The 18,810-nt window shown below is 73.8% G+C and carries 16 protein-coding genes and 2 pseudogenes; 8 read left to right on the top strand and 10 right to left on the bottom strand.

What is annotated here, in order from left to right; genetic code table 11:
• Window positions 1-130: 130 nt before the first annotated feature.
• The 7 genes and pseudogenes from mnhG to Pen02_RS08185 form a co-directional block, all read right to left on the bottom strand.
• Window positions 131-490 carry a monovalent cation/H(+) antiporter subunit G gene (gene mnhG / locus Pen02_RS08215; RefSeq protein ID WP_239140252.1) on the bottom strand — a complete coding sequence of 120 codons (360 nt, stop codon included), beginning with the start codon at window positions 488-490 and terminating at the stop codon, window positions 131-133.
• Window positions 487-747: an MrpF/PhaF family protein gene (locus Pen02_RS08210; RefSeq protein WP_203865328.1), complete on the bottom strand. Its 261-nt coding sequence runs from the start codon at window positions 745-747 to the stop codon at window positions 487-489. Before Pen02_RS08210 ends, mnhG begins: the two co-directional genes overlap by 4 nt.
• Window positions 744-1,394, bottom strand: coding sequence for a Na+/H+ antiporter subunit E (locus tag Pen02_RS08205; RefSeq protein ID WP_372445584.1), 651 nt, complete (start codon window positions 1,392-1,394; stop codon window positions 744-746). Before Pen02_RS08205 ends, Pen02_RS08210 begins: the two co-directional genes overlap by 4 nt.
• Window positions 1,391-2,896 carry a Na+/H+ antiporter subunit D gene (locus Pen02_RS08200; RefSeq protein ID WP_203865327.1) on the bottom strand — a complete coding sequence of 502 codons (1,506 nt, stop codon included), beginning with the start codon at window positions 2,894-2,896 and terminating at the stop codon, window positions 1,391-1,393. Before Pen02_RS08200 ends, Pen02_RS08205 begins: the two co-directional genes overlap by 4 nt.
• Window positions 2,893-3,387: a Na(+)/H(+) antiporter subunit C gene (locus tag Pen02_RS08195; RefSeq protein ID WP_203865326.1), complete on the bottom strand. Its 495-nt coding sequence runs from the start codon at window positions 3,385-3,387 to the stop codon at window positions 2,893-2,895. Before Pen02_RS08195 ends, Pen02_RS08200 begins: the two co-directional genes overlap by 4 nt.
• A 331-nt stretch (window positions 3,388-3,718) precedes the next feature.
• A pseudogene (locus Pen02_RS08190) lies at window positions 3,719-6,337 on the bottom strand (Na+/H+ antiporter subunit A); the annotation flags it as partial.
• 441 nt (window positions 6,338-6,778) lie between these two features.
• Window positions 6,779-7,114: pseudogene (locus Pen02_RS08185) on the bottom strand (hypothetical protein); the annotation flags it as partial.
• Window positions 7,115-7,294: 180 nt separating this feature from the next.
• Here Pen02_RS08185 and Pen02_RS08180 point away from each other — a divergent pair.
• From Pen02_RS08180 to Pen02_RS08145, 8 genes are all read left to right on the top strand, one after another.
• Complete coding sequence (locus tag Pen02_RS08180; protein WP_372445592.1) at window positions 7,295-12,193, top strand: ATP-dependent helicase; 4,899 nt, start codon at window positions 7,295-7,297, stop codon at window positions 12,191-12,193.
• 155 nt (window positions 12,194-12,348) lie between these two features.
• Complete coding sequence (locus Pen02_RS08175) at window positions 12,349-12,819, top strand: hypothetical protein (RefSeq protein WP_203865325.1); 471 nt, start codon at window positions 12,349-12,351, stop codon at window positions 12,817-12,819.
• A 59-nt stretch (window positions 12,820-12,878) separates the two neighbouring features.
• A complete protein-coding gene (locus Pen02_RS08170) occupies window positions 12,879-13,484 on the top strand; it encodes a PadR family transcriptional regulator (RefSeq protein ID WP_203865324.1) in 606 nt (201 codons plus the stop codon).
• Between the two features lie 63 nt (window positions 13,485-13,547).
• Window positions 13,548-14,780, top strand: a complete 1,233-nt coding sequence (locus Pen02_RS08165; protein ID WP_203865323.1) for an FAD-dependent oxidoreductase — start codon at window positions 13,548-13,550, stop codon at window positions 14,778-14,780.
• 82 nt (window positions 14,781-14,862) lie between these two features.
• A complete protein-coding gene (locus Pen02_RS08160) occupies window positions 14,863-15,801 on the top strand; it encodes a siderophore-interacting protein (RefSeq protein ID WP_203865322.1) in 939 nt (312 codons plus the stop codon).
• A 79-nt stretch (window positions 15,802-15,880) separates the two neighbouring features.
• A complete protein-coding gene (locus Pen02_RS08155; RefSeq protein ID WP_203865321.1) occupies window positions 15,881-16,426 on the top strand; it encodes a GNAT family N-acetyltransferase in 546 nt (181 codons plus the stop codon).
• 91 nt (window positions 16,427-16,517) lie between these two features.
• Window positions 16,518-17,294, top strand: a complete 777-nt coding sequence (locus Pen02_RS08150) for an SAM hydrolase/SAM-dependent halogenase family protein (protein ID WP_203865320.1) — start codon at window positions 16,518-16,520, stop codon at window positions 17,292-17,294.
• 129 nt (window positions 17,295-17,423) lie between these two features.
• Window positions 17,424-17,669 (top strand): CPCC family cysteine-rich protein, encoded by a 246-nt coding sequence (locus Pen02_RS08145; protein WP_239140250.1) that lies wholly within the window; start codon window positions 17,424-17,426, stop codon window positions 17,667-17,669.
• Window positions 17,670-17,843: 174 nt separating this feature from the next.
• Here Pen02_RS08145 and Pen02_RS08140 read toward each other — a convergent pair whose 3' ends face one another.
• The 3 genes from Pen02_RS08140 to Pen02_RS08130 are packed head-to-tail and all read right to left on the bottom strand — an operon-like array spanning window position 17,844 to window position 18,675.
• Window positions 17,844-18,254, bottom strand: a complete 411-nt coding sequence (locus Pen02_RS08140; RefSeq protein ID WP_203865318.1) for a hypothetical protein — start codon at window positions 18,252-18,254, stop codon at window positions 17,844-17,846.
• A complete protein-coding gene (locus Pen02_RS08135) occupies window positions 18,251-18,502 on the bottom strand; it encodes a hypothetical protein (protein WP_203865317.1) in 252 nt (83 codons plus the stop codon). Before Pen02_RS08135 ends, Pen02_RS08140 begins: the two co-directional genes overlap by 4 nt.
• Window positions 18,499-18,675, bottom strand: coding sequence for a hypothetical protein (locus Pen02_RS08130; RefSeq protein ID WP_203865316.1), 177 nt, complete (start codon window positions 18,673-18,675; stop codon window positions 18,499-18,501). Before Pen02_RS08130 ends, Pen02_RS08135 begins: the two co-directional genes overlap by 4 nt.
• Window positions 18,676-18,810: the final 135 nt, after the last annotated feature.

The following is an 18,810-nucleotide window of genomic DNA, read 5'->3' as shown; positions in this document are numbered from 1 at the left end:
ACGGGCGCCGGTCACACCGTTTCGAGTTGGCGGGCGGCGTCGGCCGGCGCGAGCAGGACGCTCGGGATACCGCTTGGCGGGGCGGCGTCGGCCGGCGCGGGCGGGCCGGTCGGGATACCCCGTTCCCGGCTCAGTCGGGGCGGTCGGCGCCGGCCTTGTGCTCGGCGAGTTCGTCGACGACCAGCGACTCCTGGTGGACCCGCCCGGTCCGGTACGCCGCCCGGCCGATCATCTGGGCCGCGAGCGGTGCGGTGCCGAGCTGGAACCCGCCGATCAGCACCAGCGTGGCCAGGTCCGCCCCGTTGCGCATACTGACCGCCAGCGCCAGCAGGATCAGCAGTACGCCGAGCACCTGCGGTTTGGTCGCCGCGTGCGTCCGGCTGAGCACGTCCGGGAACCGGACCAGGCCGATCCCGGCGACCAGGCTCAGCAGTCCGCCGAGGACCAGGCAGACCCCGACCAGCACGTCCAGCACGTCGCCCCCGGTCACGCCTCCTCCCCGGCGGCGAACCGCACCAGGGCCACCGAGCCGACGAAGCCCAGCGAGCTGAGTACGAGCAGGATCGGCAGGGTGGTGGCGTGCCGGTTGACGGCCGCCTCGGCGCCGAGCGCCCCGATCATGATCGAGATCAGCACCTCGGCCGCGACCACCCGGTCCAGCAGCGCCGGGCCGCGTACGACGCGGGCCAGGGCCAGCGTCGCCGCGATCGACAGCAGGACGGCGACGATGATGACGACGACGGTCACGGGGAGCCTCCCGGTTCGGTGGTTGTTGTGGTGGTGGGTGCGGAGACCATCCGCAGTTCCGCGTCGGACCCGACGCTGCGGACGAGGCGGGCCTCCAGCGCCAGTACGCGGTCCCGGCTCCGGGTCAGGTCCTCGGCGCCCCGGACGTCCAGCACGTGCACGTAGAGCGTGCCGGCCGCCCGGTCCGCCTCCACGATGAGCGTGCCGGGGACCAGTGACAGCACCTCGGCGGTCAGCGCCAGGTTGAGGTCGGTACGCACCCGCAGCCGGACGGCGATGATCGCGTTCCGGAGTCGACTGCGGCCGGGGCGTACCGCGACCCAGCCGACGTGCACGCTCGCGACGACCAGTTCGGCGACGAACCGCCCGACGAACTCGGCCAGCGCCAGGGGCCGGAGCCGGCCGCCGAAGGTCACCCGGGGCAGCGGCAGGAAGACCAGGATCACCACGGCCACCACCGCACCGCCGAGCAGGTTGCCCCAGGTGAACTCGCCCCAGAGCAGGCTCCAGACCGCGACCAGCCAGCCGACGGTGAACAGGTGGTCCCGCCAGCGCCGCCGCTGCGGCAGCCGGCGCCGCAGCGCCCGCCAGCCCGCCCCGACCCGGCGGGACACAGCCGGACCGTCCGGCCGGACGTCGCCGGTCACGGTGGGCTGCCCGGGAAGACCGCCCGCACGTACGGGGTGCGTTGCCGCAGGTCGTCCGCTGCCTCCGCGCTGACCCCGAAGAGTGGACCGGCGGCCACCGTCAACCCCACCCCGAGCAGCACCAGTACCGTCGTGGCGCCGACCATCAGCCGGGGCAGCCGGGCCGGCGCCTCCGGGTCTTCCAGCCGGACGGGACGCCAGAACGCCAGGTTCCAGACCTTCGTCGTCGCGTAGAGGGTGAGCAGGCTGGTCAGCACGCCGGCCACGACCAGCAGCCAGGGCAGCACGCCGCCGGCCGACACGCCGGCCTGGAACAGGCCCAGCTTGCCGAGGAACCCGGAGAACGGCGGGATGCCGGCGAGGTTCAGCGCCGGTACCAGGAACAGCACGCCGAGCAGCGGGGCGATTCGGGCCAGCCCGCCGATCCGGTCCAGGTGGGTGCTGCCGGTCCGCCGCTCGACCAGCCCGGCCGCCAGGAAGAGTGTGGTCTGCACGGTGATGTGGTGCACCACGTAGAAGATCGCCGCCGCCAGCCCGGGGCCGGAGGTCAGCGCCACCCCGAAGAGCAGGTATCCGATGTGGCTGACCAGGGTGAACGACAGCAGCCGCTTGATGTCGGACTGGGCGACGGCGCCCAGGATGCCGACCAGCATGGTGAGCATGGCGAGTACCAGCAGCAGGTCTGCGGCGCGGCCGTCCGGGAAGAGCAGCGTCTCGGTGCGGATGATCGCGTAGATGCCGATCTTGGTCAGCAGGCCGGCGAAGACCGCTGTCACCGGGGCCGGCGCGGTCGGATAGCTGTCCGGAAGCCAGGCCGCCAGCGGGAAGACCGCCGCCTTGATACCGAAGGCGAGCAGGAGTACGCCGTGCAGCGCCAGCCGCAGGTCCGCCGGCAGGGCGTCCAGCCGGCCGACCAGTTGGGCGAGGTTCAGCGTTCCGGTGGACGCGTACACCAGGCCGATCGAGGTGAGGAAGATCATCGACGAGACGATGCCGACCACGACGTACGTGGTGCCGGCCCGGATCCGCTCCTCGGTGCCGCCGAGGGTGAGCAGCACGTAGCTGGCCGCGAGCACGATCTCGAAGCCGACGAAGAGACTGAACAGGTCACCGGAGAGGAACGAGTTCGTCACGCCGGCGGTCATCACCAGATAGGTCGGGTGGTAGATGACCACCGGGGCGTGCTCGCCGGGATCCGCCTGGTCCTCGCCGATCGAGTAGAGCAGCACGCAGAGCGTCACCGCCGCCGAGACCACCAGCATCAACGCGGCCAACTGGTCGGCGACCAGCACGATCCCCAGCGGTGTCGGCCAGCCGCCGATGTGCACCACCAGCGGGGTTGCCCAGTGCGCCTGCCAGAGCAGCAGGACGGCGACGACGAGGGTGACCACCAGGACGGTGACACTGCCCACCCGCTGCGCCATCGGGCGGCGGGCCAGCACCAGGGTGAGCGCGGCGCCGAACAGCGGAACGACCACCGGCAGCGGTACCAGGTACCTCATCGCCCGTCCGCCTCGCCGTCCAACCGGCGCGGTGCCGGCTCCGGATCGACCTGCTCCGGGTCGGTGCCCAACACGCCGCCGGGTGGCACCCACGGCCCCTCGCCGGTGTTGTCGTCCGGGCCGGCGAGTTCGCGCCGCTGCGCACGGCGCACGATCCGGCGGTCCTCCGGGTCGTCGCGTACCTCGTCGTGCCCGGTCAACTGCCAACTCCGGTACGCCATCGCCAGCAGGAACGCGGTCAGCCCGAGCGTGATCACGATGGCGGTCAGCACCATCGCCTGGGCCAACGGATCACTCATCTCCGACTCCGGCGTGATCCCGAGGATCGGTGCCCCGCCCGCCCGGCCGCCCAACAGGAGCAGCAGGTTGCCGCCGTTGCTGAGCAGGATGATGCCGATCAGCACCCGGCTGAGGCTGCGCTCCAGCAGCAGGACGACCCCGGCGCCGAACAGCACCCCGACAACCAGCGCGAGGATCAGGTTGGGCCTCATCCTCGCCCCTCCGCCCCGGCCGCCCCGGAACCGGTCCCGTCCGCCCCGGAGTCCGTGCCGCCCGCACCGGCCGACCCGAAGTCAGGCCCGGCCGCGCCCGCCGACGGCGCCGATGCCGTCGCCGCCTGCTGGGCCGGGCCCGCCGGTCGGTCGGTACGCAGCCCGGTCGTCGGCTCGTCCTCCACCTCGATCTGCCGGTCCACCTCCGCGCCGAGACTGCGCAGGACGTCCAGCACCAGGCCGACCACGACCAGGTAGACGCCGATGTCGAAAAGATCGAGGTGACCAGGTGCACGTCGCCGACCAGCGGCAGCTCCGGCTTCAGCAGCGTGCTGCGCAGCACCTCCCCACCTGTCGACATGGCCAGCAGACCGGTGCCGACCGCCACGAAGAGGCCGACGCCGAGTACCACCCCGGCGTCGACCGGGGCCGCCTGGTCGAGTTCGTGCCGGCCACCGGCAAGGTAACGGACCGCGAGCGCGAGCCCGGCCACCAGACCGCCGACGAAACCACCGCCGGGGGCGTTGTGGCCGGCGAAGAGCAGGAAGATGGAGAAGAGCACGACCGTGTGGAAGATCAGCCGGACGACCACCTCGAAGACGATCGAGCGGTGCCGGGTCCGCAGGGTCGGGCCGGCCCGCAGCCAGACCCGCTCAGCCCCGGGCGGCGGGGGCAGGTCACCGCGTCGGGGCCGCTCCGGGCCACGTCGACGCTGGAAGATCAGGCTGGCCACCCCGGTCGCCGCCACCACCAGCACCGCGATCTCGCCCATGGTGTCCCAGGCCCGGATGTCCACAAGGGTCACGTTGACGATGTTGCGGCCGTACCCGAAGGAGCGCGCCGGCCCGGGGAACTCGGCCGAGACCGGCGGTGCCCGCCGCGCCTCGGTCGCGGCCAGGGCCGTTCCGGCGACCACGACCCCGACCGCCACCCCGAGGGCGAGCCGCGCCCAGCGGCTGCGCCGCAACGGCCGTACCGAGAACCGGGCCGGCAGCCTGCGCAGCACCAGTACGAAGACCACGATGGTGACGGTCTCCGCCAGGAACTGGGCCAGCGCCAGGTCGGGCGCTCCGTGCAGCACGAAGAGCATCGCGGTGCAGTAGCCGGTGACCCCGACCAGGATCACCGCGGCGAGCCGCCGCCGGGCCCGTACGGTGAGCACCGCCGCGACCACCAGCACCGCCCCGACGACCGCCTGGAGCGGGTTGTCCCAGCCGCCGATCCGCTCCGGCCGCGGGCCGCGCAGCAGCGCGCCGCCGAGCACCAGGACCACGGCCAGCAGGATGATGCCGAGGTACTGCGGCAGCGAACCGCGCTGGGTCGCGCCGGTGAGCAGTACGGCGAACCGGTCCAGCCCTCGGCTCAGCGCCTGGTACACACTGTCCCCGTCCACCGGCGCCCGCAGCCGGGCCTGCACCGCGCCGACCGGCCCACGCAGCGCGAAGAGCAGCAGGCCGGCGACGAGGGCCAGCAGCGACAGCCCGAGGGCGAGCCCCGGCGCCGGCAGAAGCGTCAGGTGGTGATCGATCGTCCCGAAGATCCGGGGATATCCGGCGAGCGCCCCGCCCACCGCCCCGGCCAGTACGCCCAGGACCAGCCCGGCGACCGCGAGCAGACCGGCCGGGGCGAGCAGGACGGCCTCGACCGGCCGGGTCGGGGTCGGTTCCGCGCCCGGCCGGTCGGCGAAGGCGCCCCAGACGAACCGGGTGGCGTAGGCGGTGCTGAGCGTCGCGCTGAGCAGCAGCGCGGCGAGCAGCAGCGGATCGTCGGCGAGCGCCGCGAAGGCCGCCTCCTTGGTGACGAACCCGAACAGCGGTGGCACTCCGGCCATCGACGCCGCCGCGAGGACGGCGGCGACGCAGACCAGCGGCATCCGCCGCCACAGCCCGGACAGCACGGTCAGGTCCCGGGTGCCGGCCCGCCGGTCGACGATCCCGACCACCAGGAACAGGGCCGCCTTGAACAGCGCGTGCCCGAGCAGCATCGCGGCGCCGGCGAGCGCGGCGTCCGGGGTGCCGGTCCCGAGGAGTACGACCAGCAGCCCGAGCCGGCTGACCGTGCCGTACGCCAGCAGCAACTTCAGGTCGACCTGGCGCAGCGCCGCCCAGGCACCGGCCAGCATGGTGACGACCCCGGCGACGTAGACGAGCGGGCGCCACGGGCCGACGTCCGCGTACGCCGGGGCGAGCATGGCGACCAGGTAGACGCCGGCCTTCACCATCGCGGCGGCGTGCAGGTAGGCGCTGACCGGGGTCGGTGCGGCCATCGCGGCCGGCAGCCAGAAGCTGGTCGGGAAGATTGCCGACTTGCTCAACGCGCCGATGAGGATCAGCACCACCGCGAGCCCGAGATAGCCGCCGGACGGCGGTGGCCGGGCCGCGATCTCCGACCACCGGTACGTGCCGGCGTGCTGGCCGAGCATGACGAAGCCGATCAGCATCACCAGGCCGCCGAGGGTGGTCACCAGCAGCGCCTGCGTCGCCGCGCGCCGGCTGGCCGGCTGCTCGCAGTGGTGTGCGATCAGCAGGTAGGAGAAGACGCTGGTCAGCTCCCAGAAGATGTAGAGCAGCAGCAGGTCGTCGGCGACCACCACGCCGAGCATGGCACCGGCGAAGCCGACGAACGCGGCGGCGAACCGGCCGAGGTCGGGCTCACCGGCGGCGAAGTAGCGGACGCAGTAGACGAGTACCAGCGCGCCGATCCCGCCGACCAGTAGGACCAGCAGCCAGGACAGGGTGCCGACCCGGAGCGCCAGGTCGAGGCCGAGTTCCGGCACCCACCGGTACGTCTCGACGACCGGCGTGCCGTTGCCGATCGTGCCGGCGTACCCGAGCGCCCAGCCGAACGCGGCGGCCGGGGCGAGCGCCAGCGGCAGAAAGGCCCACCGGCCCCACAGGCGCACCAACGCGGGTGCCAGCGCCGCAGCCACCAGGTGCAGCGCCAGCAGCATCAGCATCCGTACTCCAGGAAGGTGTCGGCATGGCCCGGCCCGAGGACGTGGACCCAGACAGATCAGACGACACAGTTCCGGCCCGACGCGGAGAATTGCCCGAATCCACCCGAGTGGGGCGCGGGTCGGCGATCATGCGCGCCGCTCGGCGGCGCCGGTCAGGCCGTCCGGAGGGCGGTGCCGCGGCTTCGGACGTGCCGGGGCCGGCGGTGGCTCGGCGGTCTACCCGCCAGGCCGGGCCTGGCCGAGGACGGCGGTTGTCACCCGACGGTGCACGGCGAGTCGACGTTTCAGGACCAGCCGGTCAGGCCGGCCGGAAGGCGGTGCCGGTTGTCACCCGACGGTGCACGGCGAGTCGACCGGGTGCGTGGGATCCCGGTCGCAGACGGCGGGGGTGGCGTTGCCGGCGGCAGGTGTCGGCCCGGCGGTGTCGCCGGAGACGTCCGGTGTGGACGGCACCGCCAGGTCGGCGCGGCCGAGCTGCCGGACCACCTGGTTGATCACCTGCTGGGCGGTGGCGAGGGAGCGCCGGGGCAGCACCCGTCCGTGCGCCTCGCGGCGCAGCACCAGTGCGTGCACGGCGGCCCGGACCCGGGCCCGGTCCGCCGCGCTGGCGGTGGCGGTGGCGGCGACGAGTTGTCGCAGGGAGTCGGCGAGCCGCTCGGCGAGATCGAGGTCGTTGCCGCGCAGCTTGGCCCGCGCCACGGTCAGGTAGGTCTCGACCCGACGGGTCAGCACGTCCGTGGCGGCCGGGACGTCGCGCGGGACGCTGGTCATCCGGACCCCCTTGTGCCGAGCTTGGGTTTCGGAGAAGTTACTGTAGGTTGCACATCATTCGCAAGCAGTTAAGTGAGACTTAGCCCTCATCTCAGGCGAAAACAACGATCAACCGGGCATGCGGACATCCGTTCCGGTGAACCTGTCGGACCGACCGGGCACCATGGGTCGGTGAGCGATGTGCTGGCGACGTTCGGCGCGGCGACCCGGGAGTGGTTCGCCGCCGCCTTCGCCGCACCCACCGATGCCCAGGCCGGGGCCTGGCGGGCGGTGGGTGCCGGCCGCAACGCCCTGGTGGTCGCACCGACCGGCTCCGGCAAGACCCTGGCGGCCTTCCTCTGGTCGCTGGACCGGCTGGCCCGCGAGCCGGTCCCGGCCGATCCCCGGCAACGCTGCCGGGTGCTCTACGTCAGCCCGCTGAAGGCGCTCGCCGTCGACGTCGAACGTAACTTGCGCGCTCCGCTCACCGGGATCCGGCAGGCGGCGGCCCGGCTGGACCTCCCGCCGCCCGAGATCACCGTCGGGATGCGGACCGGGGACACCCCGGCCGACGAGCGCCGGGCGTTCGCGCGTACCCCGCCGGACATCCTGATCACCACACCGGAGTCGCTGTTCCTGCTGCTCACCTCCGCCGCCCGGGACTCGCTGCGCGGGGTGCAGACGGTGATCGTGGACGAGGTGCACGCGGTGGCCGGCACCAAGCGCGGCGCCCACCTGGCGCTCTCCCTGGAGCGGCTGGACGCCCTGCTCCCCGCCCCGGCACAGCGGATCGGGCTCTCCGCCACCGTGCGCCCGATCGACGCCACCGCACGCTTCCTCGGCGGCGCCCGACCGGTGACCGTCGTCCAGCCGGAGACCGCCAAGACCATCGAGGTCAGCGTGCAGGTGCCGGTCGAGGACATGACCCGGCTCGACGAGCAGGAGGCGCCGGACGACGAGCCGGGCACACCCCGCCGGGCGTCGATCTGGCCGGCGGTCGAGGAGCGGGTCTACGCACTGGTCCGGTCGCACCGGTCGACAATCGTCTTCACCAACTCCCGGCGCGGGGCGGAACGGCTCTGTGCCCGGCTCAACGAGCTGGCCGCCGACGAGGCCGAGCTGGCCCCCGACCCCGCGACCAGGGCCGACCGCGAGCGCCCCGGGCCGCTCCGGCCGGCAACGCCGCCCCGGCTGCCGGCGGAGATCATGGCGCAGTCCGGTGCGGCGGGCGGAGCGGCGCCGGTGATCGCCCGGGCACACCACGGCAGCGTCTCCCGGGAGGAGCGCAGGCACATCGAGGAGGCGCTCAAGTCCGGCCAGTTGCCGGCGGTGGTCGCCACCTCCAGCCTCGAACTGGGCATCGACATGGGCGCCGTCGACCTGGTCGTGCAGATCGAGGCGCCGCCGAGCGTCGCCGCCGGACTGCAACGGGTCGGCCGGGCCGGGCACCAGGTGGGCGCGGTCTCCCGGGGAGTCGTCTTCCCCAAGCACCGGGGCGACCTGCTCTCCTGCGCGGTGGTGGCGGAACGGATGACCGACGGCGCCATCGAGGAGCTGCACTATCCGCGCAACCCGCTGGACGTGCTCGCCCAGCAGATCGTCGCGATGGTCGCCCTGGACGAGTGGCGGCTCGGCGACCTCACCGCCCTGGTCCGTCGCGCCGCGCCCTTCGCCGAGCTGCCCGACTCGGCCCTGCACGCCGTACTCGACATGCTCTCCGGGCGCTATCCGTCGACCGCCTTCGCCGAGCTGCGTCCCCGGCTGGTCTGGGACCGGGCCGCCGACCTGCTCACCGGTCGACCGGGCGCGCAGCGGCTGGCGGTGACCAGCGGCGGCACCATCCCCGACCGGGGACTGTTCGGGGTCTTCCTGGCCGGCGCCGAGCGCGCTGCCCGGGTCGGTGAGCTGGACGAGGAGATGGTCTACGAGTCCCGGGTCGGCGACGTCTTCCTGCTCGGCTCGTCGTCCTGGCGGATCGAGGACATCACCCCGGACCGGGTGCTGGTCTCGCCCGCCCCCGGCCAGGCGGCCCGGATGCCGTTCTGGAAGGGCGACCAGCTCGGCCGGCCGGTCGAGCTGGGCCGGGCGCTCGGCAGCCGGCTGCGCGGACTGGTCCGGGCCGACGACGAGGCGGCCCGCACCGCGCTGCGGTCCGGCGGACTGGACGACTGGGCCGCCGGCAACCTGGTGGCGTACCTGCGCGAGCAGCAGGACGCCACCCGATCGGTGCCGGACGACCGGACGGTGCTGGTGGAGCGCTTCCGCGACGAGCTGGGCGACTGGCGGCTGGCGGTGCACTGCGTGCTCGGCGCCCGGGTCAACGGCCCGTGGGCGCTGGCCATCGCCCGCCGGCTCGCCGAACGCTACGGCGTGGACGCCCAGGTCGTACCCTCCGACGACGGCATCGTCGTCCGGCTGCCCGACACCGCCGACGACCCGCCCGGCGCCGAGCTGGTGGCCTTCGACCCGGACGAGATCGCCGCCCTGGTCGAGGAGTCGGTGGGCGGGTCGGCGCTGTTCGCCGCCCGGTTCCGGGAGTGTGCCGCCCGCGCCCTGCTGCTGCCCCGTCGCGATCCGCGCCGTCGCCAGCCGCTCTGGCAGCAGCGCCAGCGGGCCGCCCAACTGCTCGACGTCGCCCGGGAATACGCCGACTTCCCGATCACCCTGGAGGCGGCCCGGGAGTGCCTCCAGGACGTCTTCGACCTGCCCGGCCTGGTGGCGCTGATGCGCGAGGTGGCGGCCCGCAAGGTCCGGCTGGTCGAGGTGGAGACGCCCCGGCCGTCGCCGTTCGCCCGTTCGCTGCTCTTCGGGTACGTCGGCGCGTTCCTCTACGAGGGCGACGCCCCGCTGGCCGAGCGGCGGGCCGCCGCGCTGGCGCTGGACTCGGCTCTGCTCGGCGAGCTGCTCGGCCGGGTCGACCTGCGGGAGTTGCTCGATCCCGGGGTGGTGGCCGAGACCGAGCGACAGTTGCGGTGGCTGACCGACCAGCGTCGGGCCCGGGACGCCGAGGACGTCGTCGAGTTGCTCCGGCTACTCGGTGACCTCTCCGATGCCGAGCTGACCGAGCGCGGGGTCGCGCCGGACTGGTTGACCGGGCTGGCCGACGCCCGGCGGATCCTCCGGGTACGGGTCGCCGGGCAGGAGCGCTGGATCGGTGTCGAGGACGCCGGCCGGTACGCCGACGCGCTCGGCGTGGCCCTGCCGGTGGGCGTACCGCAGGCGTACCTGGAACCGGTCGCCGACCCGCTCGGCGACCTCGTCGCCCGGTACGCCCGGACCTCCGGTCCCTTCGCCGCGACCACCTGTGCGGCCCGGTTCGGGCTCGGGGTCTTCGTGGTGGAACAGACGCTGCGCCGGCTCGGCGCCGACGGGCGGGTGGTCTCCGGCGAGTTCTCGCCGACCGGCGCCGGCCCCGAGTGGTGCGACGCGGAGGTGCTGCGGCTGCTCCGCCGCCGTTCCCTGGCGGCGTTGCGCCGGGAGATCGAGCCGGTACCGGCCCAGGCGCTGGCCACCTTCCTGCCCCGCTGGCAGCAGGTCGGCGCGGCGGCCCGGGGCGTCGAGGCGGTCGCCGCCGTGGTCGAGCAGTTGCAGGGTGCGGCCGTGCCGGCGTCCGCGCTGGAGAGCCTGGTCCTGCCCGGCCGGGTGGCCGACTACTCGCCGGCCTACCTCGACGAACTCTGTGCCAGTGGCGAGGTGGTGTGGGCCGGGTCCGGCGCGATCGGCCGGGGCGACGGCTGGGTCACGCTGGCCTACGCCGACACCGCCGCCCTGCTGCTGCCGCCGCCGGACGAGGCGCTGGCGCTGACCCCGCTGCACGAGGCGGTGCTGGCCGCACTCGGCGACGGCCAGGCGCTGTTCTTCCGATCCCTGGCCGAACGGATCGCCACCGCCGGGCGGCTCACCGGCCCGACGGTCGACGGGGCACCGAGCACAGGCCCGACCGTCGATGGTGCGCGCGGCATCGGTCCGACCACCGACGGGGCGCGGACCGTCGGTCCGGCCACCGACGAGCGGGGCGTCGGTGCCGGCGCCGACGGGTGGGGTGTGGGTTCCGCCGCCGGACCGGTCGACGACGCGACGCTGGTCGAGGCGTTGTGGGAGCTGGTCTGGGCCGGCTGGTTGACCAACGACACCCTGGCGCCGCTGCGTGCCGCGCTCGGCGGCGGGGGCGCGCACCGGCCGCGTACCAGCGCGCCGCGCACCCGTTACCGGCGGCCGGGCCGAGCGGCGCTGCCGGCCCGGGGTGGGCCGCCGACGGTTGCCGGGCGCTGGTCCCGGCTCCCCGACCGGGACACCGACCCGACCCGACGGGCTGCCGCGCTCGCTGACGTACTGCTGGAACGGCACGGGGTGGTGACCCGGGGCGCGGTGGTCGCCGAGGGGGTCTCCGGGGGCTTCGCCGCCGTCTATCCGGTGCTGGCCGCGCTGGAGGAGCGCGGAGCGGCCCGCCGGGGGTACTTCGTGGAAGGGCTCGGCGCCGCCCAGTTCGCCGTACCCGGCGCGGTGGACCGGCTGCGGGCGCTCACCGAGCCCGACGAGTTGCGCCGTCGGTCCGGCGGAGCCCGGGTGCTGGCCGCCACCGACCCGGCCAACCCGTACGGCGCGGCACTGCCCTGGCCGGCCCGGGTGGTCGACTCCGGCGACGGCACGCTCGGCGACAACCGCCCGACCGGCGGCACGCTGCACACCCGGCCCACCGCCCCGACCGGCCCGGCAGCCGGCAGCACCCCGACCGGCACAAGAGCGGGCAGCACCCCGACCGGCACAAGAGCGGGCAGCACGCCGACCGGCGCCAGAGCCGGCGGTACGGCGACCGGGCACCGGGCGGGCCGGAAGGCGGGTGCCCTGGTGGTGCTGGTCGGCGGGGAACTCGTGCTCTACGTCGAGCGCGGCGGCCGGACCCTGCTCTCCTTCGTGGACGATCCCGGGCAACTGGCCGACGCCGCCCAGGCGCTCGCCTCGGCTGTCGGCTCCGGCGCGCTCGGCGCGCTGGCGGTGGAACGCGCCGACGGTGCCTCGGTGCACGCGTCGCCGCTGCGTGAGGCGCTCACCGCCGCCGGTTTCCGCACCACCCCACGCGGCCTGCGGCTGCGCGGCTGACCGGGCCGGACACCTCCGCCGGCAACATCACCCGGCCATGACCCGCAGGTCGGCGCCTCCGCGTGTCCGCAGAATAGTTGACACTGACTATTCAGTGCTGGATAGTTAGAGCTGGCCATCAACTAGGCCGCCCGAGACGGAGAGGCAGCACCCACATGTCCACCACACAGACCAGCACCGACACCCCGGTCCGAATCTCCGCCCAACGCACCGTGACCAAGCGGCTCGGCCACTGGACGACCAGCCGCGAGTTCGAGGTACGCGCACACCGTGGCGTCGCCATACTCGACCTGCGGTCGCCACGGATCCCGGCCGGCGACATCCGGATCACCACCGACCTGGAGCACGCCACACTGACCCTGCTCGTACCGGACGACGCCACGATCGACGACTGGGACCTGCGCCGGAGCGGCCGGTCCCGGGTGACGGATCCGGAACGGCCGCAGGTGACCGGCGACCGGCGGATCGTGCTCACCGGGACACTCCGACACGCCGAGGTGCGGACCCGACGGAGCGGCCTCGCCGTGCTGACCGCGATGTTCTCCCGGGAATACTGGGGCGACCTGCGGCGGGCGCACCGCGAGGGCCGGCCGCCCAGCGTGGCCGACCCGGCGCACTTCGGCTGACCGCCGCGCAGCTCGACGCGGGCCGTGTCAGCAGCCCGCGTCCTGACGCGGAGACGTGAATGACCACGAAACGGAAGGTCGGCAACCTGCTCGGGCTCGCCGTGCTCTCCTACCTGAGCCAGCGACCGATGCACCCGTACGAGTTGAGTCGAACGTTGCGCGACAACGGCGACGACCGCAGCATCAAGTTCAACCACGGCTCGCTCTACATGGTGGTCCAGCAACTGGCCAGGGCCGGCTTCATCGCGGCGCAGGAGACCAACCGCGAGGGGCAGCGTCCGGAACGCACGGTGTACGCGCTGACCGACGCCGGCCGGGCCGAGTTACGCGACTGGCTGCACGACCTCGTCGAGCAGCCCCGACACGAGTACCCGCAGTTCGTCGCCGCGCTGTCGCTGATCGGGGCGCTGCCGCCCAGCGAGGTGATCCCGCTGTTGCGCCGCCGGCTGGAACTGCTCGCCACACAACGCACCGAGATCCGCGCCCTGGTCGACGGGGCGCTGGCCGGGGGCGTACCAGGGCTGTTCCTGGTCGAGGAGGAATACCGGCTCGCGCTGCTGGAGGCGGAGTCGTCGTTCGTCGAACGGCTTCTCGGCCAGATCACCGACCCGGCGACCGGCTGGAGCCGGCTGTGGGCCGAGTTCCACGGCGAGCCCACCCCGTGAGCCACCCGAGACACGAGCCCGGGAACGAACCCAGGAACGAGCCCGGGAACGAAAGAGGAGATCATGACGCAGAGCACCCGTACCGCGCTGGTCATCGGCGGCGGTATCGCCGGACCGGTGGCCGCGATGGCGTTGCACCGGGCCGGCATCGAGGCCGTCGTGTACGAGGCCCACCGGGACACTGCCGACGGGATCGGTGGCGGCCTGAGCATCGCACCCAACGGACTGAACGCGCTCGCCGTGCTCGACGCCGACGCGGTCGTCGGCGAGGTCGGCGTACCGATGGCGGGAATGGTGATCCAGAACGCGACCGGCCGGCGGCTCGCCGAGTTCGGCAGCCCGCCCGGCCTGCCACAGATGTTGTTCGTCTGGCGGCCCGACCTCTACCGGGCGCTCTACGCCGAGGCGACCCGCCGGGGCGTCCGGATCGAGCACGGCCGCCGGCTGGTGGACATCACCGAGACGGCGGACGCCGTCACGGCGCACTTCTCCGACGGTACGCGGGCCAGCGCCGACGTCCTGGTCGGTGCCGACGGCCTGCGGTCCGCCACCCGTGCGCTGCTCGACCCGGCAGCGCCCCGACCGCGCTACACCGGCCTGGTCAGCTTCGGCGCACAGCTCGCCGAGACCGGACTGGCCCCGACCGACGACAAGATGCACATGGTCTTCGGCAAGCGGGCCTTCCTCGGCTACCAGGTCCTCGACGACGGTAGCGGCGGCTGGTTCGTCAACCTGCCGCACCGGGCTCCGCTGACTGCGGCCGAGGCGCGGCAGACCAGCCCCGAGCGGTGGCTGGCGGTGCTGCGCGAGGCGTTCGCCGACGACGACCGTACGCCGGCGCTGTCGCTGTTGCGCCGGACCGCACCGGAGGAGTTGCTGGTCGTCGGCCCGATGGAGGATCTGCCCAGCGTGCCGGTCTGGAGCCGGGGTCGCTCGGTACTCGTCGGCGACGCGGCGCACGCCCCGTCCAGCAGTTCCGGCCAGGGCGCCTCGCTCGCCGTGGAGAGCGCCGTGCAGCTCGCCCGCTGCCTGCGCGATCTGCCGCATCCGGCGGCGTTCGGCGCGTACGAGCAACTGCGCCGGTCGCGGGTGGAGCGGGTCATCGCGGCAGGTGCGCGTACCAACCGGGACAAGGCGGCCGGGCCGGTCGGCCGACTGCTGCGGGACCTGCTGATGCCGCTGGCCATGCGGTTCGTCAAGCCGGAGCGGATGGCCTGGCAGTTCGACTACCGGATCGACTGGGACGAGCGGGTCACCGCAGCGCCGGGGACGGTTCCGGACCCGATCAAGCACTGACTTTCGAGCCAGGTTAGGCTAACCTAACGACACGCCGGGCGCGTCGAGTCCGCCGGGCGTCGCGTACCGAGAGGTTGGCCCGATGACCGAGGTTTCCACCGCCCCGTCGCTCGTCGCCCCGTGGCGGCTCTTCCCGGCCGAGGTCGCCCGGGTGCAGCGGCTGACCCCGTGCTTCCTCCGGGTGACCTTCACCGGGGACGACTTCGACACGTTCGCCGACCCCGGGTACGACCAGCGGATCAAACTCGTCTTCCCGATCCCGGTACACGGCTTCCGGCACCTGCCGGACGGCACCGACTGGTACCCGCGCTGGCGCGCCCTCCCCACCGAACTGCGCAACCCGTTCCGCACCTACACCACCCGGGCGGTACGCCGGGAGGTCCGCGAGGTCGACGTCGACATCGTGCTGCATCCCGACGGCGGCCCGTACGGCGCACACGGGCCGGCCGCCCGCTGGGCGCTGGCCGCCGCCCCGGGTGACCGGATCGTGCTGATGGGTCCGGACCACGGCTACCTCGGCGACCACGGCGGGCGCGAGTTCCAGCCCGCACTCGCCGGCCGTACGCTACTGCTCGCCGGGGACGAGACGGCGGTACCGGCGATCGCCGGCATCGTCGAGCGGCTGCCGGCACACAGCCGGGGCGAGGTACTGCTGGAGGTACCGGAGCCGGCGGACGTACTCGATCTGCCGGCACCGCCGCTGGTGACCGTGACCTGGCTGCCCCGGTCCGGCGCGACCCACGGCAGCCTGCTGGTTCCGGCGGTCCGGGCCGCCGCCGAACGGCTCCTCCCGGCCGACGGACCGGCTCCGGCGGACGCCCCGGCCGATGCCGTGGACGTGGACGACGAGTTGTGGGAGGTCCCGGTGGGCCTGTCGGGTGGCGGCCACTACGCCTGGCTGGCCGGCGAGTCCAGTGTGATCCGGACACTGCGCCGGCACCTCGTCTCCGAGCGCGGTCTCGACCGCGAGTCGGTCGCCTTCATGGGCTACTGGCGACTCGGCAAGGCCGACGACGCCTGACACCACCGCCCACCGCCGACCACTCAGCGCCGATCACTCAGCGCCGTCCCGACCGCCCACCGCGAACGAGGAGCTGCCCGTGTCCCAAGTGCTGGTACGCCCGGCCGGGCCGGCCGACCGGGCCGCCGTGGACGCGTTGCACGACCGGACGTGGGGCGGCCCGTACGTGATCGCCCACGACGTCCGGTACGACCTGCGCGAGCTGCCCACCCTGATCGCCGTCGACGGCACCGGGGCGCTGCTCGGTACCCTGGCCTGGCACCTGGCCGGCACCGCCCTGGAGGTGGTCAGCATCGTCGCCGACAACTCCGGCAACGGCGTCGGTACGGCGCTGCTGGCCGGCGCGGCGGAGACGGCGCGGGCACACCGGGCGGACCGGGTCTGGCTGATCACCAGCAACGACAACCTCCGCGCCCTCCGCTTCTACCAGCGGCGCGGCCTGCGGATCGTCGCCGTCGACCCGGGCGCGGTGGACCGGGCCCGGCTGCTCAAGCCGAGCATCCCGACGGTCGGCACCGACGGCATCCCGCTGCACGACGAACTGCGACTGGAACTGCGGCTGGACCCGACCGGCGGCCCGGCCGAGGGTAGCCCGGATCTCGTCGACCGCACCGACGAGCGCTGACCCACCCACCGGGGCTGACCCACCCCCGACCGCCCGTCGCCGGGCTGACCTGCGCCGACGGCGATCCACCGGCCGGGCTACCGTTGCGGCTGTGCCCGGTTACGCATGGCTCAGCCTGACCACCGACTACGGCCTCTCCGACGGCTTCGTGGCGGCCTGCCACGGGGTGGTGGCCCGGATCGCGCCGGCCGTCCGGGTGATCGACGTCAGCCACCTGGTGCCGGCCGGCGACGTCGCCCGGGGCGCGACCGTGCTGGCCCAGACCGTCGGGCACCTGCCGCCGGCCGTACACGTGGCGGTGGTCGATCCCGGGGTGGGCACCGCGCGGCGCGGCGTCGCCCTGCGTACGCCCGGTGGGCTGCTGGTCGGCCCGGACAACGGGCTGCTCCTCCGGGCCGCGTCGGTGCTCGGCGGGATCACCGAGGCGGTCGAGCTGACCAGTGTGGAATGGTTTCCCGCACCGTCGCGCACCTTCCACGGTCGGGACATCTTCGCCCCGGCCGCCGCCCGGTTCGCGCTGGGGGCGCCGCTGGCCGACGCCGGGCCGGCGGTCGACCCGGCAAGCCTGCTGCGGCTGCCCGAACCCGTCGTCAGGGAGGGCGACGGCTGGCTGGAGGCCGAGGTACTGACCGTCGACCACTTCGGCAACGTCCAGCTCGCCGCGACCGGCTCCGCGCTTCGGCGGCTCGGCCCGGTCGTCCGGATCGGCGGGCACCCGGCGGGCCGGGGCGACACCTTCGGCGACGCCCCGCCCGGCGGACTCGTCGTCTATCCGGACTCGGCCGACCAACTGGCGGTCGCGGTGAACGGCGGTCGGGCGGACGAACTGCTCGGCGTCACCCCGGGCGACGTGCTGCGGCTGGAGTAAGCGGTACGGCTGACCGGCGTACCGGTCCGTTCGGGTGTCGCGCGGTGTGAAATTTCGGCCGGCGGGGCGGGCGGAATGGTAAAACTGTCTACTGTGCCCGTGCCGGGCTGCTGTGAAATGCTTACCGGTGTGGGGAAACACTCGATCGATGTCGCCGTCTGCCTGTGCTGCGCGCACCGGACCGGCGGCGGTACCTGCCCGATCTGCTTCTGGACCGACGACGGTTCCACGGAACAGAATGCCGGCACCCCCCGGGGCGGCCCGAACGGTGACCTGAGCCTGGCAGACGCCCGGCTCAACTACGCCATCTACAACGCGAGCCACCCGCGTTACCAGGATGCGGTCCGCCAGCCCCGTCCCGAGGAGTTGCCCTGACGAAGGGTGGACGGCGGTAGGACGCGTACGCTTCCGCGCCGCCGTCCCATCCGGTGGGCACAGCCGTGGCCGGCGGCCGGCGGTCTCACCGCACCGACAGCCTGCCCGGGTCGTGGCCCGACGCCAGGACAGGTCGCACAATTGCAGATAACCTGCGCTGCGGGCGCCGTCTGATCAGGGATCGGGTGTGCTGGGAGGCCCGCCCATTCCGGTGATCCGGCGCAACTCCTCGTCCGTCGGTGTCGACCGCAGGATTCTTACGCTGTCCGGCACCGTGTCGTCGCCGACGACCTCCAGCCACGTGCCGGCGAGTTCGATCCGGCCACAGTTCGGCAGTCCGCACGGCCGGCAGCCGTCCACGGTGCGCGGCCAGTGCGCGAGCATCACCTGCCGGGCCACCACGGTGACGAGTTGCCGGCGGTCGACCGGCACGATCCGGTCGGTGATGACCACCCACAGCGCCCACTCGGCGGTCGGGCACCAGGTGCCCCGACAGCCGCCGCAGTGCCGGCCCTCGGCGTGGTTGGTGATGGTGGCCCAGGCCCAGTCAGCGGCCAGCCCCGGGGCACTCTCGTGGCCGTTCACCGAAGCCGGTCCAGCGCCGCGCGGACGTCCCCGGCCGTTACCTGGGCCGGCAGGGTGCCGCCGAGCAGTACCCGGACCGCGTGTTCCCGGCGGTGCACCTCGGCCGCCCACGACCAGAGCGGGCAGCCGTCCGGCCCGCAGTGGACGCACTCCCGCAGCGCGTGCCGGCCGAGGACCAGGCGGGCGACGACGCGGTCGACCGGGATCGGCCACTCCACGGCCAGCCAGCGCCGTACCAGCCGGATCACCCGAGCCGCCCGAGGCCGTGCCGGATGCCGGTCGTCTGGGTGTCGGCCCGACGGCGAACGACGGCCAGCAGCGCCAGGCAACCGCCCCGGGGCGCGCACTCCGGGCACCGGCCACCGTCGCGATGCTGCTGTTCGAGCTGAAGGTCGGCCCACCATCGGTCTATGGGATCCACCGCCGTACCACCTCCTGGGCCGTGGCGCCCCGGAGATCCAGTCGCGGAGCGCCACTCTCAACCTGATCGGCACCGGCACAGGACCGACGGCGTCGGCCCCGGTCCGGGTGATCTGGCTGCGACAGAGCTCAGATT

Origin of the sequence: Plantactinospora endophytica (assembly GCF_016862915.1) — a bacterium.
In the GTDB taxonomy this organism is placed as follows: Bacteria; Actinomycetota; Actinomycetes; order Mycobacteriales; family Micromonosporaceae; genus Plantactinospora; species Plantactinospora endophytica.
This window is presented reverse-complemented; position numbering and strand designations above follow the sequence as displayed.

Coding starts and splice junctions, on each gene's coding strand:
- Pen02_RS08165 (WP_203865323.1), top strand. CDS start 13,548: ATGACGCAGAGCACCCGTACCGCGCTGGTCATCGGCGGCGGTATCGCC.
- Pen02_RS08195 (WP_203865326.1), bottom strand. CDS start 3,387: ATGAGGCCCAACCTGATCCTCGCGCTGGTTGTCGGGGTGCTGTTCGGC.
- Pen02_RS08170 (WP_203865324.1), top strand. CDS start 12,879: ATGACCACGAAACGGAAGGTCGGCAACCTGCTCGGGCTCGCCGTGCTC.
- Pen02_RS08175 (WP_203865325.1), top strand. CDS start 12,349: ATGTCCACCACACAGACCAGCACCGACACCCCGGTCCGAATCTCCGCC.
- Pen02_RS08200 (WP_203865327.1), bottom strand. CDS start 2,896: ATGAGGTACCTGGTACCGCTGCCGGTGGTCGTTCCGCTGTTCGGCGCC.
- Pen02_RS08160 (WP_203865322.1), top strand. CDS start 14,863: ATGACCGAGGTTTCCACCGCCCCGTCGCTCGTCGCCCCGTGGCGGCTC.